This is a genomic window from Micromonospora sp. I033, assembly GCF_053890995.1.
On sequence record NZ_JBSSLX010000151.1, the window covers coordinates 1 to 14674 of the forward strand.

Genomic DNA, 14674 nt, shown 5'->3' on the forward strand with positions numbered 1-14674 from the left:
GGGCGCGACGGCCCCGGTGGCTCTCGCCTACCGGGGCCGTCGCCCTCGATCAGTTGCCCGAACTTACGCGGCGTCGTCCGCGCCCGTGGCGGCGGTGCCGCCGAGGTCCGCCGGGACCGCGTCCGGCACGGCCACCGGCCGGTCGGCGCCCCGGAAGACGAGCTTGGACTTGTCGATGTTGCTCGGGTCGCCCTCGCAGTCCACCACCACGATCTGACCCGGGGTCAGCTCGTTGAAGAGGATCCGCTCGGACAGGTTGTCCTCGATGTCGCGCTGGATCGTGCGACGCAGCGGCCGCGCGCCCAGCACCGGGTCGAAGCCCTTCTTCGCCAGGTACTTCTTGGCGTTGTCGGTCAGCTCCAGGCCCATGTCCTTGTTCTTCAGCTGCGTCTCGATCCGAGCGATCATGATGTCCACGATCGAGAGGATCTCGTTCTCGCGCAGCTGGTGGAAGACGATGGTGTCGTCGATCCGGTTGAGGAATTCGGGCCGGAAGTGCTGCTTGAGCTCGTCGTTGACCTTCTGCTTCATCCGGTCGTAGTTCGACTCGGAGTCCTCAGAGGCCTGGAAGCCCAGCGACACCGCCTTGGCGACGTCCCGCGTGCCGAGGTTGGTGGTCAGGATGATGACCGTGTTCTTGAAGTCCACGATCCGACCCTGGCCGTCGGTGAGCCGCCCGTCCTCCAGGATCTGGAGGAGCGTGTTGAACACGTCCGGGTGGGCCTTCTCGATCTCGTCGAAGAGGACCACCGAGAACGGCCGGCGACGCACCTTCTCGGTCAGCTGCCCGCCCTCGTCGTAGCCGACGTAGCCGGGAGGGGCACCCACCAGCCGGGACACCGTGTACCGGTCGTGGAACTCGGACATGTCCAGCTGGATGAGGGCGTCCTCGCTGCCGAACAGGAACTCGGCGAGCGCCTTGGAGAGCTCGGTCTTACCGACGCCGGACGGGCCGGCGAAGATGAACGAGCCGGACGGGCGCTTCGGGTCCTTCAGGCCGGCCCGGGTACGCCGGATCGCCTTCGAGACCGCCTTGACCGCGTCCTCCTGGCCGATGACGCGCTTGTGCAGCTCGTCCTCCATGCGCAGCAGGCGCGAGGTCTCCTCCTCGGTCAGCTTGTAGACCGGGATGCCGGTCCAGTTGCCGAGCACCTCGGCGATCTGCTCGTCGTCGACCTCGCTGACGACGTCCAGGTCACCGGCCTTCCACTCCTTCTCCCGCTGGGCCTTCTGGCCGAGGAGCTGCTTCTCCTTGTCGCGGAGCTGGGCAGCCCGCTCGAAGTCCTGCGCGTCGATCGCGGACTCCTTGTCGCGGCGGACCTGGGCGATCCGCTCGTCGAAGTCACGCAGGTCTGGCGGCGCGGTCATCCGGCGGATGCGCATCCGGGCGCCGGCCTCGTCGATCAGGTCGATCGCCTTGTCCGGCAGGAAGCGGTCGGAGATGTAGCGGTCGGCCAGGGTGGCCGCCGCGACGAGAGCCGCGTCGGTGATCGAGACGCGGTGGTGCGCCTCGTAGCGGTCCCGCAGGCCCTTGAGGATCTCGATGGTGTGGGCCAGCGAGGGCTCACCCACCTGGATCGGCTGGAAGCGGCGCTCGAGAGCGGCGTCCTTCTCCAGGTGCTTGCGGTACTCGTCGAGGGTGGTGGCGCCGATGGTCTGCAGCTCGCCGCGGGCCAGCATCGGCTTGAGGATGCTGGCGGCGTCGATCGCGCCCTCGGCGGCACCCGCACCCACCAGGGTGTGGATCTCGTCGATGAACAGGATGATGTCGCCGCGGGTGCGGATCTCCTTGAGCACCTTCTTGAGGCGCTCCTCGAAGTCACCGCGGTAGCGGGAACCGGCGACCAGGGCACCGAGGTCGAGGGTGTAGAGCTGCTTGTCCTTCAGCGTCTCGGGCACCTCGCCCTTGATGATCTTCTGGGACAGCCCCTCCACCACGGCGGTCTTGCCGACGCCGGGCTCACCGATCAGGACCGGGTTGTTCTTGGTCCGGCGGGACAGCACCTGCATGACCCGCTCGATTTCCTTCTCGCGCCCGATGACCGGGTCGAGCTTGCCCTCACGGGCGGCCTGGGTCAGGTTCCGGCCGAACTGGTCCAGCACGAGGCTGGTCGACGGCGCGGCCTCGCCCGGCGCGGCGCCCGCCGCGGCCGGCTCCTTGCCCTGGTAGCCGGAGAGCAGCTGGATCACCTGCTGGCGGACCCGGTTGAGGTCGGCGCCGAGCTTGACCAGCACCTGGGCGGCGACGCCCTCGCCCTCACGGATCAGGCCGAGCAGGATGTGCTCCGTGCCGATGTAGTTGTGGCCGAGCTGCAGCGCCTCGCGCAGCGACAGCTCCAGCACCTTCTTGGCCCGCGGCGTGAACGGGATGTGCCCGCTCGGCGCCTGCTGGCCCTGGCCGATGATCTCCTCGACCTGCTGACGGACGCCCTCGAGGGAGATGCCGAGGCTCTCCAGGGCCTTTGCCGCGACACCCTCACCCTCGTGGATCAGGCCCAGCAGGATGTGCTCCGTACCGATGTAGTTGTGGTTGAGCATCCGGGCCTCTTCCTGGGCCAGGACGACAACCCGTCGCGCTCGGTCGGTGAACCGCTCGAACATGCCCTCGTGCTCCTCACGTGCCGTGCGCCTTGATGGTCAGATCTCGGCGGGGCCGGTGCGCGGACGTCCGGGACGGGCGTCCGTGCCTCCTTACTCTATCGCCGCGGACCGACTCCGCTGAGGTCGTGTGTCCCCGCGAATGGCCGTTCACGCGTCGTTTCTGACAACCGTCCGCGCTCAGGAGGTGTTCCGGTACCCCTGCCTGTACGCGCAGAGCGAAATTCGACCGCCGGTGGAAAAGCCCGGTCGAGGGGCTGAGGCGGGGGCTTCGGCGCCCGGCCGCGGTCTTCCACAACCTGTGGACAGGATCTCCACCGCCTGTGGACAACTCCCCCGGGGGCCCGTTTCTTCCCGGCTCCGTCAGACCGGGCGACGCGGCCCGCGTGGACCCGGACAGACGGCGCAGCCGGGCGGAAACGGCGACGCCGGCCCGGAGTCGCACTCCGGTCCGGCGTCGTGTCGCCCGCTGCGGGGGTCGTCGGGGTCAGTGCCCCGCCTTCGCGTGGTACTCGTCCACGATCTCCTGCGGGATGCGACCCCGGTCGGAGATGTCCTTGCCAGCCTTCTTGGCCCAGGCGCGGATGGCCTTGTTCTGCTCGCGGTCGGCGGTCGCGCCGCCGCGACCCCGCGCGGCCCGGCCACCCACGACCACACCGCCGCGGCCGACCTTCGTCCCGTGCGCGATGTACTGCGCGAATACGTCACGCAATTTTTCAGCGTTGGAAGCCGAGAGGTCGATCTCGTACTGCACACCGTCGAGCGCGAACTTGACGGTCTCGTCAGCGTCCCCGCCGTCCAGGTCATCGACCAGCTTGTGAATGATCTGCTTGGCCACGTCCCACATTCCTTTCGAGCAGGGTTGTGCTCCTGCAATACAGGAGCACAATAACCCGCCCGCCGCTTGCTCCGTCAATAGGATGCGGTAACGACCCGGAGAAGCTTCTGCGCTACTCCGGCCGGACCAACGGGAACAGGATGGTTTCCCGAATTCCCAGGCCGGTCAGTGCCATCAAGAGCCGGTCGATTCCCATTCCCATACCACCGGCCGGAGGCATTCCGTACTCCATCGCCCGGAGAAAGTCCTCGTCCAGCCGCATGGCCTCGTCGTCGCCCCGGGCCGCGAGCTGCGCCTGGGCCACCAGCCGCTCCCGCTGCACCACCGGGTCGACCAGCTCGGAGTACGCGGTGCCCAGCTCGAAACCGAGCACGTAGAGGTCCCACTTCTCGGCCAGGCCCGGCTCGCTGCGGTGGGCCCGGGTCAGCGGGCTGGTCTCCTCCGGATAGTCGCGGACGAAGGTGGGCGCCTGGAGCGACGGGACCACCAGCTCCTCGAAAAGCTCCTCGGCCAGCTTGCCCGGCCCCCACTTCGGGTCGACGGAGAGGCCGACCTTGTCGGCGTACTCGACCAGGCGTGACTTTTCGGTGCGGACGGTGACCTCCTCACCGAGCGCTTCGGAAAGAACACCGAACAGGGACACCGAGCGCCACTCGCCGCCCAGATCGAACTCGCGGCCGTCGGCGTGGGTGACCACCGTCGAGCCGGCGACCGCGAGGGCGGCCTGCTGCACGAGATTTCGGGTCAGCTCGGCCATGGTGTTGTAGTCGCCGTAGGCCTGGTAGGTCTCGAGCATCGCGAACTCGGGCGAGTGCGAGGAGTCGATGCCCTCATTACGGAAGTTGCGGTTGATCTCGAAGACCCGGTCGACGCCGCCGACGACCGCGCGCTTGAGAAACAGTTCCGGCGCGATTCGCAGATACAGATCGGTGTTCAGCGCATTGCTGTGGGTCACGAATGGGCGGGCCGCCGCGCCGCCGTGCAGCAGCTGGAGCATCGGGGTCTCGACCTCGACGAAGTCCTGCGCGTGCAGGGTGTCCCGGAGGCTGCGCACCGCGGTGGCCCGGGTGCGGACCATCTGCCGGGCCTGCGGGCGGACCACCAGGTCGACGTAGCGCTGGCGGACCCGGGCCTCCTCGCTCAGCGGCTTGTGCGCCACCGGCAGCGGGCGCAGCGCCTTGGCGGTGACGGCCCACTCCTCGACCAGCACCGACAGCTCGCCGCGCCGGCTGGTGATCACCTCGCCGGTCACCCCGACGTGGTCGCCCAGGTCGACCAGGCGCTTCCAGTCGTCCAGCCGCTCCGCGCCGACCCGGTCCAGCGAGAGCATCGCCTGGAGTTCGGTGCCGTCGCCGTCCCGGAGGGTGGCGAAGCAGAGCTTGCCGGTGTTGCGGACGAAGATCACCCGACCGGTCACCGAGACCCGGTCACCGGTGGCCGTGTCGGTGGGCAGCTCGGCGTACCGCTCGCGGATCTTCGCCAGCGTGCTGGTCCGGGGGAAGCCGACCGGGTAGGGCTCGACGCCCTCGGCGAGCATCCGGTCCCGCTTCTCCCGGCGGACCTTCATCTGCTCGGGAAGGTCGTCGGCGGGGTCTACTGGCAGGGCGTTCTGCTCGGTCACGGCACGCTTCCTCAGACGGAGAATTCGGGCGGGGTCAGGCCCCGAGCGTACTCAAGGGGCTGCCGGGTCGTTACGGGATAACCTGCCCGCCATGACCGACCCCACTGAGGCCCTCTCGTTCGGCGCCGCCGCCGCCGACTACGACCGCTACCGGCCCCGCTATCCCGAGGCCGCGCTGCGGTGGGCGCTCGACGACCGCACCCGGCCCGCCCACGTCGTCGACCTGGGCGCCGGCACCGGGATCGTCGCCCGCGGCCTGCTCGCCCTCGGGCACGAGGTGACCGCCGTCGAACCCGACCCGGGGATGCGGGCCCAGTTCGAGGCCGGCACGCCGGGCGTCGCCGCCCGGGCCGGCAGCGCCGAGGCGGTCCCGCTGCCCGACGGGTACGCGGACGCGGTGCTGGTCGGCCAGGCGTACCACTGGTTCGACCGCGAGCGGGCGCACCCGGAGATCGCCCGGGTGCTGCGGGCCGGCGGGATCTTCGCCGCGGTCTGGAACCTCCGGGACGACCGGGTCGGCTGGGTGACCGAGCTGAACCGGATCGCCGAGATCGGGGACACCGTCGACCACCTGCGCGCGACCGTGACCGGCTTCGGTACCCGGTTCACGGCGCCCGAGTGGGCCGAGTTCGGCCACGTCACGCCCCTGACCCCGGACGAGCTGCTCGGGATGGTGCGTACCCGCTCGCACTACCTGACCGCCGCGCCGGACCGGCGCCGCGAGGTCGACACGCAGCTGCGCGACCTCCTCGCCACCCACCCGGACCTGGCCGGCCGGGACACCGTCGGCCTCCCCTACCGCACGCTTGTCGCCCGGGCGCGCCGCCGCTGACCCTGGTCGCCCGGGGCGCGCGCCGCCCGGCCCCCGCGCGGCCGGCCGCCGCACTAGCCTCGCCCCATGGCCGACGTGACCCAGGCACTCTCCTTCGGCGCCGCCGCCGCCGAGTACGACCGGTTCCGCCCCCGCTATCCCGAGGAGGCGCTGCGCTGGGCGCTGGACGGGCTGGCCGCCCCGGCCGGGGTGGTGGACCTCGGCGCGGGCACCGGCATCCTCACCCGCGGCGTGCTCGCCCTTGGTCACGACGACGACTCCAGGTCGCGGCGCGGTGCTGGACGCGCCGAGCTGGAGTTGTCGCAAGTCGTACCCGTGGAGCCGGATCCGGGCATGCGGGCGCAACTGGCCGCCGCCACCCCCGGCACGACGGCGCTGGCCGGCAGCGCCGAGGCCATCCCACTGCCGGACGGGGCGGCGGACGCCGTGCTGGTCGGCCAGGCCTACCACTGGTTCGACCGGGAGCCGGCGCACGCCGAGATCGCCCGGGTGCTGCGGCCGGGCGGCACGTTCGCGCCGATCTGGAACGTCCGGGACGAGCAGGTGGCCTGGGTGGCGGAGCTGACCCGGATCGCCCACCTCGGCGACAACGCCGGCGACGTGACCGAGAAGTACGTCGACTTCGGCCCCGCCTTCACGCCGGTCGAGCTGGGCGAGTTCACCCACACCGCCACCCTCACGCCCGACGAGGTGGTCGCCATGCTGCACACCCGGTCCTACTGGCTGACCGCCACGCCGGCGGAGCGCGAGCGGATCGACCGGGATCTGCGGGAGCTCTTCGCCACCCACCCCGACCTGGCCGGCCGGGCGACGGTCGACCTGCCCTACCGCACCCTGGTCCTGCGCTCCCGGCGGCGCTGAGGCTCAGGTGTTGCGCTCGTAGACCATCCGCAGGCCGATCAGGGTGATCATCGGCTCGTGGTGGGTGATGGTGCGGCACTCGCTGAGCACCAGCGACGCCAGGCCGCCGGTGGCGATGACCGCCCGCACCTCGCCGAGTTCCTCGGTCATCCGCTCGACGATCCGGTCCACCTGGCCGGCGAAGCCGAAGTAGAGGCCGGCCTGGAGACACTCGACGGTGTTCTTGCCGATCACCGAGCGGGGCCGGGTGGCCTCCACCTTGCGCAGCTGGGCGGCGCGGGCGGCGAGCGCGTCGAAGGAGATCTCGATGCCCGGCGCGAACGCGCCACCGAGGAACTCGCCCCGGTCGCTGATCACGTCGAAGTTGGTGGTGGTGCCGAAGTCCACCACGATCGACGGCCCACCGTAGAGGGTGTAGGCGGCCAGCGTGTTGACCACCCGGTCCGCGCCGACCTCCTTGGGATTGTCGATGGCGAGCTGCACGCCGGTGCGCACCCCGGGCTCGACGATCACGCTGGGCAGGTCGGCGTAGTAGCGGGCCAGCATGGTGCGCAGCGACCGCAGCGCGGCCGGCACGGTCGAGCAGGCGGCCACCCCGGTGATCTCCACGGCGTCACCGGCGAGCAGGCCCCGGAACATCAGACCCAGCTCGTCCGCGGTGGACCGGGCATCGGTCTTGATCCGCCAGTTGTGCACCAGCTTGTCGCCGTCGAAGGTCGCCAGCACGGTGTTGGTGTTCCCGATGTCGATGCAGAGCAGCACAGCGGCAGCCTAGACGGTCACTCCTCGCGCAGATCCAGGGCGATGTCCAGGATCGGCGAGGAGTGGGTCAGCGCGCCGACGGAGAGGAAGTCGACGCCGGTCGCCCCGTACTCGGCCGCCACCGGCAGGGTGAGCCCGCCGGTCGCCTCCAGCTCCGCCCGGTCGCCCACCGCGGCGACCACCTCACGCAGCTGCGCCGGGGTCATGTTGTCCAGCAGCAGGAACCCGGCCCCGGCCTCGACCGCCTCCACCGCCTCGGCCAGGGTGTCCACCTCGACCTGCACCGGCACCTCCGGGAACGCCTCCCGGACCCGCCGGAAGGCGGCCGCGACCCCGCCCGCGGCGACCTTGTGGTTGTCCTTGATCATGGCGACGTCGTGCAGGCCCATCCGCTTGTTGGTGCCGCCGCCGGCACGGACCGCGTACTTCTCCAGGGCCCGCAGGCCGGGCGTGGTCTTGCGGGTGTCCAGCACCATCGCCTTGGTGCCGGCCAGCGCGTCGGCCCAGGCCCGGGTGTGGGTGGCCACCCCGGACATGCGGGAGAGCAGGTTCAGCGCCGTCCGCTCGGCGGTGAGCAGCAGCCGGGTCGGGCCGGTCACCGTGGCCAGCACGTCGCCGCGCGCCACCCGCTGCCCGTCGTGGGCCACCAGCGACACCTCGACGGTACGGTCCGCGCCGGTCACCTCGCCCACCAGCTCGAACACGGCCGCGGCCACCGGCAGCCCGGCCACCACGCCGTCGGCGCGGGCGACCAGGTCGGCGGTGTCGTTCTGCGTGTCCGGGATGGTCGCGACGCTGGTGACGTCGAGGAATTCCGCGCCCAGGTCCTCGGTGAGCGCGTCGACGACCACCCGCCGCACCCGCTCCGGGTCCAGGCCACCGGCCCGCAGCGTCCGCTCCGTCGACTCCCTCACTGTTCCTCCCAGCGCTCGTTCAGAAAGCCCTCCGCCCCGATCCCGGCCACGAGGTGGCCCCGCCAGCGCTCGTCGGCCGTCGGGAAGTCCTCCCGCCAGTGGCAGCCGCGGGTCTCCCGGCGGGCGTACGCGGCCGCGACCAGGGTCGACGCCACGGTGATCAGGTTCGTCGCCTCCCAGTCGGCGGTCCGCGGCACGCCCCGGGCCTGACCCAGCTCGGTCAGGGTGGCGGCGGTCCCGGCGAGGGTCGGCGCCGACCGGAGCACACCCGCGCCCCGGGTCATCGCCCGTTGCAGCGCGGGCGTGGCCTCCGCCGGCACCAGCCAGCCCTGGCCGCCCACCCAGGCACCGGTCTCCGCCGGCCTCGCCTGCTCGGGCAGCCCGGCGGCGATGTCCTCGGCGATCCGGCGGGAGAAGACCAGCCCCTCCAGCAGCGAGTTGCTGGCCAGCCGGTTGGCGCCGTGCACGCCGGTGCAGGCGACCTCGCCGCAGGCGTACAGGCCCGGGATGGAGGTGCGGCCGCGCAGGTCGGTCCGGACGCCGCCGGAGGCGTAGTGGGCGGCCGGGGCGACCGGGATCAGGTCGGTGGCCGGGTCCACACCGATGGCCAGGCAGGAGGCCACGATGGTCGGGAAGCGCCGGGCCAGGAAGTCGCCGCCCAGGTGGCGGGCGTCCAGCCAGACGTGGTCCGCGCCGGTGGCCAGCAGCACCCGGTGGATCCCCTTGGCCACCACGTCCCGGGGCGCCAGCTCGGCCAGCTCGTGCTGGCCCACCATGAACCGCTTGCCGTCGCCGTCGACCAGGTGGGCGCCCTCGCCGCGCAGCGCCTCGGAGACCAGCGGCTGCTGGGCGAGGCCGGCGCCCGGCCCACCGGCCGGCACGATCAGCGCGGTCGGGTGGAACTGCACGAACTCCAGGTCGGTGACCGCCGCGCCGGCCCGCAGGGCGAGCGCCACCCCGTCGCCCGTGGAGACCGCCGGGTTGGTGGTGGCCGCGAAGACCTGGCCCATCCCGCCGGTGGCGAGCACCACGGCCCGGCCCAGGATGGCCCCGACGCCGTCCTCGCTGCCCTCACCGAGCACGTGCAGGGTGATCCCGCAGGCCGGGCCGAGCCCGTCCGGCCCGTCGCCGGGGGCACGCAGCAGGTCCAGCACCAGGGCGTGCTCGACCAGCCGGATCCACGGGTCGCGGCGGACCGCGGCGTGCAGCGCCCGCTGCACCTCGGCCCCGGTGGCGTCGCCGCCGGCGTGCACGATCCGGTCGGCCCGGTGGCCGCCCTCCCGGGTGAGCATGAGTGAGCCGTCCGGGTTGCGGTCGAACTCCGCCCCGATCCGCATCAGCTCGCGCAGCCGGGTCGGGCCCTCCTCGACCAGCACCCGGACGGCCGCCGGGTCGCAGAGGCCGACGCCGGCCACCTCGGTGTCGTACGCGTGCGCGGCCGGGGTGTCCGCCGGGTCGAGCACCGCGGCGATGCCGCCCTGCGCCCAGCGGGTCGAGCCCTCGTCGATGTTGACCTTGGTGACCACGGTGACGTGCAGGCCGGCCTCGCGCAGGTGCAGCGCGGCGGTCAGCCCGGCGACCCCGGAGCCGACGACGATCACGTCGGTGGTCTCCACCCAACCCGGGGCGGGCGCGGCGAGCAGCCTCGGCAGGGCCGGCAGGTCGACGGTCGGAAGGTCCATGAGCACAGTCAACCCGAAGGCCCCTCATCCCGGGCGGCGGGGGCGGGACGAGTGGTTTCGGCTACCTCGTCCGGACCGGCAGGCCGCCCGGGCCGGCCCCCTTCAGCGAGGTGGTCGCCGTGCGGTCGCTGAGCCAGAGGTAGCAGCGCACACCCCGGTCGCCGACCGCCCACCGGCCGGCGCCGGGCGGGCGGACCACCACGCCGCTGCGGAACCGCAGCGTCGGGTCGTCGGGTACGCCCACATACGTCGCCAGGACGCTGTTGCAGCCGGCGTAGAGGGGGACCCAGTCGGCGTCCTTCGTCGGGTACGGGCGGTCCGGCGCCGCCCACACCCCGACGAACTCGGCGTCGTGCGCGGCGCGGCAGTCGACCGGGGTGAGGGTCTGCACCCGGCGGGCGTCCCGGCCGGTGCGCTGGCAGCCCAGCCGCAGCGGGGACGGCCCCTTGAGCGCGTCGCGCAGGCTGCCCGTCCGGGTCACCACCGTCGCCGCCGCCTCGACCGTGGTCAGCTCGGTCAGGTCGCAGCGGTACCAACGGGAGCCGGCCGCCCAGCCGGGGGCGGTGGGCAGCGCCACGGCCAGCCGCAGCCGGCCGGCCCGCCAGTTGTCCCCGACGTATCCGCCGGCCCGCGTGTCGCACTCCGCGAAGGCGGCCCGCAGCTCCGTCGAGCCGAGCGCCGGCGGGCTCGGCCGCTCGACGCTGAACGCTCCCACGTGCACCGTCTCCACCCGGTGCGGCAGGTCACAGCCGACCGGGTCGTAGCCGGACAGGGCCACGGTGGGGGTGAAGTCGGCGACCTGGCAGACCCCGGCGGCCGGGGTGAAGGCGCCGGCCGGCGGCAGGGCGGCCCAGTCGTCGGTGAGGTCCTCGTCCAGCCCGCTGGACGAGGCACACCCGGCCAGCGCCACCGCCGCGACCACCGCGGCGACGAGGCCCCGCATCGCACGGCCCATCGCGCCTCCCCCAGCCCGACGACCGTCGATTCCGACGGTCCGACCAGGGTAGCGGGAAATGACCTTCCGGTGACAGACCGTGCGTGCGGGCCGGGGTCAGTTCAGGGCGGCGGCCAGCGGGTTGGGGACGGGGTCGCCCGCCGTGCCGGGGGCGGCCGTGGTCGGGTCGGCGGTCAGGTCGACCACCTTGTTGTCGGCGTTCACGTGCACCACGCGGGGCTGGTAGGAGCGCGCCTCGGCGTCGTCCATCTGCCCGTACGAGATGAGGATGACCAGGTCACCGGGATGCACGAGGTGCGCCGCCGCGCCGTTGATGCCGATCACGCCGCTGCCCCGCCGCCCCGGAATCACGTACGTCTCCAGCCGGGCGCCGTTGGTGATGTCCACGATCGCGACCTGCTCGCCGGGGATGAGATCGGCCGCGTCGAGCAGGTCCTCGTCCACGGTCACCGAGCCGACGTAGTGCAGGTCGGCCTGGGTCACCGTGGCCCGGTGGATCTTCGACTTGAGCATGGTGCGGAGCATCGGGGTGCCTTTCCGAAGAAATGTCGGGGTCAGGAACGCGGGGCGAGGTGGATCGCCGTGTTGTCGATCAGGCGGGTGGCGCCGACCCAGGCGGCGACCAGCAGCCGCGCCGGGCCGGAGACCGGGCCGGGCTCCAGGTCGGCGTCGGTGAGCACCAGGTAGTCGAGGCGGGCGCCGGGCGTACCCGAGTCGAAGGCCCGGTGGGCGGCGGCCAGCACCGCGCCGCCGTCCGCGCCCTGCTCGGCGGCCGCGGCGCCGGCCCGCAGCGCGGCGGACAGGCTCAGCGCGGCCGCCCGCTCCCCGGCCGACAGGTAGCGGTTGCGACTGGACAGGGCCAGTCCGTCCGGTTCGCGCACGGTCGGCACGCCGACGATCTCCGTCGGCACGTCCAGGTCGCGGACCATCCGCCGGACCAGGGTGAGCTGCTGGTAGTCCTTCTCGCCGAAGAAGGCCAGGTCCGGACGGGTGAGCTGGAGCAGCTTCATGACCACGGTGAGCACGCCGTGGAAGAAGCCGGGGCGGCTCAGCCCTTCCAGGTCCTCGCCGAGCGGGCCCGGGTTCAGCCGCACCTTCGGCTGGCCCTCCGGGTACATGTCCGCCACCGCGGGGGCGAAGACCACGCCTGCGCCGGCCCGCCGGCAGATCTCCAGGTCGGCGTCCAGGGTGCGCGGGTAGCGGTCGAAGTCCTCGTTCGGGCCGAACTGGAGCGGGTTCACGAAGATCGTCACGACCACGTGGTCGGCCCGCTCCCGGGCGGCCCGCAGCAGGGTCTCGTGCCCCGAGTGCAGCGCACCCATGGTCATCACCACGCCGACCGTGCCGGTCAGCGCGTCCCGCGCCGCCGCCAGCTCCTTGCGGGTGTGCACCAGCTCGGTCATCAGCGCCTCCTCGGTTCGCGACTGCGGGGCTCGCACGACCGGCTCACGCCGGCACCTCGATCCCGTTCAGCACGTCCAGCAGCGGCGCCGCGTCGGCCGGCCGCAGCCGGCCCGCCGCGATCGCGCGATCCGCCGTCCGTCGGGCCAACGCCAGGTAGGGGGGCACGGATTCCGGCGCGGTCGCCGCCAGCCGGGCCAGGTGCCGGCGTACGGTGCCCGCGTCGCCCCGGGAGACCGGGCCGGTGAGCGCGTCGTCGCCGAGCCGCAGCGCGTTCTCCAGGGCGGCCCGCAGCAGCGGGGCGAGCACCTTCTCCGGCCGGTCCACCCCGGCGTCGCGCAGCCGGTCGACCGCCTCGTTGACCAGGGTCACCAGGTGGTTCGCGCCGTGCGCCAGCGCCGCGTGGTAGAGCGGCCGGTCGCCCTCGGCCACCCACTCGGGGACGCCGCCCAGGTCGGTCACCAGCCGGGCGGCGAACGCGCGCAGCTCGGCCGGGGCGGTCACCCCGTAGGAGATGCCGGCGAGGCGGGACAGGTCGTCCGGCGTACCGGTGAAGGTCATCGCCGGGTGCAGCGCGAGCGGCCGGGCGCCGGCGGCGGCCGCCGGGGCCAGGACGGCCAGCCCGTGCGCGCCGGAGGTGTGTGCGACCACCTGGCCGGGACGGAGCGCTCCGGCGCCAACCAGGCCGGCCACCACGCCGGCGAGCGCGTCGTCGGGGACCGCCACGATCAGCAGGTCGGTGGCGGCGCGCGCCACGGCGGCCGCGGAGCGGGTCGGGGTCTGCGGCAGCAGCAGCGCCATCCGGGCCCTGGTCGCACCGGAGGCGCCGGCGGCGGCGACCACCCGGTGGCCGGCCGCGGCGAGGGCCGCGCCGAGCACGGCGCCGACCCGGCCGGCGCCGATCACACCGACCGTGAGGGTGCGGGGGAAGACGAGCGGGGCGTCGGCGGCCCGGTGCGGGGCGGCCGGACGCGAACGCAGCGGTGCGCTCATGGCAATCGATCCAGTCCTCGAAGGGGGTACCGGTCGATCGCAAGTATGCGCCGGGGTCACAGAGCCGAAACAAGCATGTGTGAAAACCTTCACCGACGGCGCGAAGGGGCCGCTCCGGCGGCGGGGAGCGGCCCCTTCTGCTACGTCAGCGCCGGCCGCGGAGGAAGCCCGCGTCCACGAACTTGAAGTCCGTGTCGGGGCGCGCCTCGCCGTCCCCGCCCGGCGTCTCCGGGGTGTTCCGGCCGTCGTGCACCACCAGCAGGCCGCCGGGGAAACCGGGCAGCGGGGTGGCCGTCACGGCCGCCCCGTCACACTCCTGCGCGCCGTCGACCCGGCCGTCGACGACCGCGAACCGCCCGGTCGGCCGGTTGGTGCGCCGGTCGTAGGTGTAGCACGACGGCGAGCGCGGGGATTGCGGTTCGTCTCATGTCCGCTGACCGTAGGGTCGGCACGGTGACGGCCCCTGAACGAGGAATGAACTGATGGCGCTCCGCTGGCGCGACGCGATGTCGACGGCCCTCTACGGGCCGGACGGCTTCTTCGTCTCCGGCCCGGGGCCGGCTGCCCACTTCCGCACGAGCGTCCACGCGTCTCCGGTGTTCGCCTCCTGCCTCTTGCGGTTGCTGACTTCTCTTGACGCGGCTCTCGGTCATCCCGCTCGTCTCGACGTCGTGGACGTCGGTGCCGGTCGGGGGGAGTTGTTGCGGTCGTTGTCGGTCGCCGTCGGGGTTTCGGGGGAGCCCACCCGCTCCGGGCGGTCAGGCTTGATCCCTCCGCGGGCGGGCTCCCCCGAAACCCTGACCACCACGGCCGCCGCCCGCCCGTCGCCCTCCGGCCCGGCCTCCGTCGGGTCGTTGCCGGCCGCGCCTGTTCCGCTGGCCGAGCGGGTACGCCTCATCGCGGTCGAGAAGGCGCCCCGACCGGACGACCTGCCCGCGGAGATCGAGTGGGTGGACGAGATCCCGCACGGCGTCACGGGCCTGCTGGTGGCCACGGAGTGGCTGGACAACGTCCCGCTGGACCTGGCGGTGTACACCCCCGGGGGCTGGCGGTACCTGCTGGTGAACCCGACAACGGGCGAGGAGTCGACGGGCGACCCGGTGAGCCCCGAGGACGCCGACTGGCTGAACCAGTGGTGGCCCTCCCCGGCCCCGGCCCCGGCCCTCGACGGATCGTTGATCAAGAGGTTTGCGTCTGATTCCGGGCCCACTTCCGAC

At 72.9% G+C, this 14674-nt stretch carries 14 protein-coding genes; 3 read left to right on the forward strand and 11 right to left on the reverse strand.

What is annotated here, in order from left to right; all coding sequences use genetic code 11:
* Positions 1–63 precede the first annotated feature (63 nt).
* The 3 genes from ACW0Q9_RS21845 to lysS all read right to left on the reverse strand — a co-directional run bounded on the left by ACW0Q9_RS21845 (position 64) and on the right by lysS (position 5057).
* Entirely contained in the window at positions 64–2601 is a 2538-nt protein-coding gene (locus tag ACW0Q9_RS21845) for an ATP-dependent Clp protease ATP-binding subunit (RefSeq protein WP_355346437.1), read from the reverse strand.
* A 484-nt stretch (positions 2602–3085) separates the two neighbouring features.
* On the reverse strand, positions 3086–3436 hold the full coding sequence (locus tag ACW0Q9_RS21850) for a histone-like nucleoid-structuring protein Lsr2 (RefSeq protein ID WP_091267630.1): 351 nt from the start codon (positions 3434–3436) through the stop codon (positions 3086–3088).
* 112 nt (positions 3437–3548) lie between these two features.
* Complete coding sequence (gene lysS, locus ACW0Q9_RS21855) at positions 3549–5057, reverse strand: lysine--tRNA ligase (RefSeq protein WP_456184163.1); 1509 nt, start codon at positions 5055–5057, stop codon at positions 3549–3551.
* 91 nt (positions 5058–5148) lie between these two features.
* On the opposite strand from lysS, the gene ACW0Q9_RS21860 reads away from it, so the two are divergent.
* Together ACW0Q9_RS21860 and ACW0Q9_RS21865 are read left to right on the forward strand one after the other, a co-directional pair.
* Positions 5149–5889, forward strand: coding sequence for a class I SAM-dependent methyltransferase (locus tag ACW0Q9_RS21860; RefSeq protein ID WP_456184165.1), 741 nt, complete (start codon positions 5149–5151; stop codon positions 5887–5889).
* 66 nt (positions 5890–5955) lie between these two features.
* Positions 5956–6750, forward strand: coding sequence for a class I SAM-dependent methyltransferase (locus ACW0Q9_RS21865; protein WP_456184167.1), 795 nt, complete (start codon positions 5956–5958; stop codon positions 6748–6750).
* Positions 6751–6753: 3 nt separating this feature from the next.
* On the opposite strand, the gene ACW0Q9_RS21870 is transcribed toward ACW0Q9_RS21865, so the two are convergent.
* The 8 genes from ACW0Q9_RS21870 to ACW0Q9_RS21905 form a co-directional block, all read right to left on the reverse strand.
* Entirely contained in the window at positions 6754–7512 is a 759-nt protein-coding gene (locus ACW0Q9_RS21870; RefSeq protein WP_456184169.1) for a type III pantothenate kinase, read from the reverse strand.
* Between the two features lie 17 nt (positions 7513–7529).
* Positions 7530–8426 (reverse strand): carboxylating nicotinate-nucleotide diphosphorylase, encoded by an 897-nt coding sequence (nadC, locus tag ACW0Q9_RS21875; protein ID WP_456184171.1) that lies wholly within the window; start codon positions 8424–8426, stop codon positions 7530–7532.
* On the reverse strand, positions 8423–10108 hold the full coding sequence (locus ACW0Q9_RS21880) for an L-aspartate oxidase (RefSeq protein WP_456184173.1): 1686 nt from the start codon (positions 10106–10108) through the stop codon (positions 8423–8425). The genes nadC and ACW0Q9_RS21880 overlap by 4 nt, the downstream gene beginning before the upstream one ends.
* Before the next feature lie 61 nt (positions 10109–10169).
* A complete protein-coding gene (locus tag ACW0Q9_RS21885; protein WP_456184175.1) occupies positions 10170–11063 on the reverse strand; it encodes a septum formation family protein in 894 nt (297 codons plus the stop codon).
* 96 nt (positions 11064–11159) lie between these two features.
* Positions 11160–11588, reverse strand: a complete 429-nt coding sequence (gene panD, locus ACW0Q9_RS21890; protein WP_456184177.1) for an aspartate 1-decarboxylase — start codon at positions 11586–11588, stop codon at positions 11160–11162.
* A 29-nt stretch (positions 11589–11617) separates the two neighbouring features.
* Complete coding sequence (gene panC, locus ACW0Q9_RS21895; RefSeq protein ID WP_456184179.1) at positions 11618–12466, reverse strand: pantoate--beta-alanine ligase; 849 nt, start codon at positions 12464–12466, stop codon at positions 11618–11620.
* A gap of 43 nt (positions 12467–12509) precedes the next feature.
* Positions 12510–13457: a Rossmann-like and DUF2520 domain-containing protein gene (locus tag ACW0Q9_RS21900; RefSeq protein WP_456184181.1), complete on the reverse strand. Its 948-nt coding sequence runs from the start codon at positions 13455–13457 to the stop codon at positions 12510–12512.
* 145 nt (positions 13458–13602) lie between these two features.
* Complete coding sequence (locus ACW0Q9_RS21905) at positions 13603–13755, reverse strand: hypothetical protein (protein WP_456184183.1); 153 nt, start codon at positions 13753–13755, stop codon at positions 13603–13605.
* Positions 13756–13939: 184 nt separating this feature from the next.
* On the opposite strand from ACW0Q9_RS21905, the gene ACW0Q9_RS21910 reads away from it, so the two are divergent.
* Positions 13940–14674, forward strand: a 735-nt coding sequence (locus tag ACW0Q9_RS21910) for an SAM-dependent methyltransferase (protein WP_456184185.1), incomplete at its 3' end; no start/stop codon positions are given.

What these genes read in the sequence shown, in the direction of transcription:
- ACW0Q9_RS21860 (WP_456184165.1), top strand. Translation starts at nt 5,149, where the DNA reads ATGACCGACCCCACTGAGGCCCTCTCGTTCGGCGCCGCCGCCGCCGAC.
- panC (WP_456184179.1), bottom strand. Translation starts at nt 12,466, where the DNA reads ATGACCGAGCTGGTGCACACCCGCAAGGAGCTGGCGGCGGCGCGGGAC.
- ACW0Q9_RS21845 (WP_355346437.1), bottom strand. Translation starts at nt 2,601, where the DNA reads ATGTTCGAGCGGTTCACCGACCGAGCGCGACGGGTTGTCGTCCTGGCC.
- panD (WP_456184177.1), bottom strand. Translation starts at nt 11,588, where the DNA reads ATGCTCCGCACCATGCTCAAGTCGAAGATCCACCGGGCCACGGTGACC.
- ACW0Q9_RS21865 (WP_456184167.1), top strand. Translation starts at nt 5,956, where the DNA reads ATGGCCGACGTGACCCAGGCACTCTCCTTCGGCGCCGCCGCCGCCGAG.
- ACW0Q9_RS21900 (WP_456184181.1), bottom strand. Translation starts at nt 13,457, where the DNA reads ATGAGCGCACCGCTGCGTTCGCGTCCGGCCGCCCCGCACCGGGCCGCC.
- ACW0Q9_RS21885 (WP_456184175.1), bottom strand. Translation starts at nt 11,063, where the DNA reads ATGGGCCGTGCGATGCGGGGCCTCGTCGCCGCGGTGGTCGCGGCGGTG.
- ACW0Q9_RS21880 (WP_456184173.1), bottom strand. Translation starts at nt 10,108, where the DNA reads ATGGACCTTCCGACCGTCGACCTGCCGGCCCTGCCGAGGCTGCTCGCC.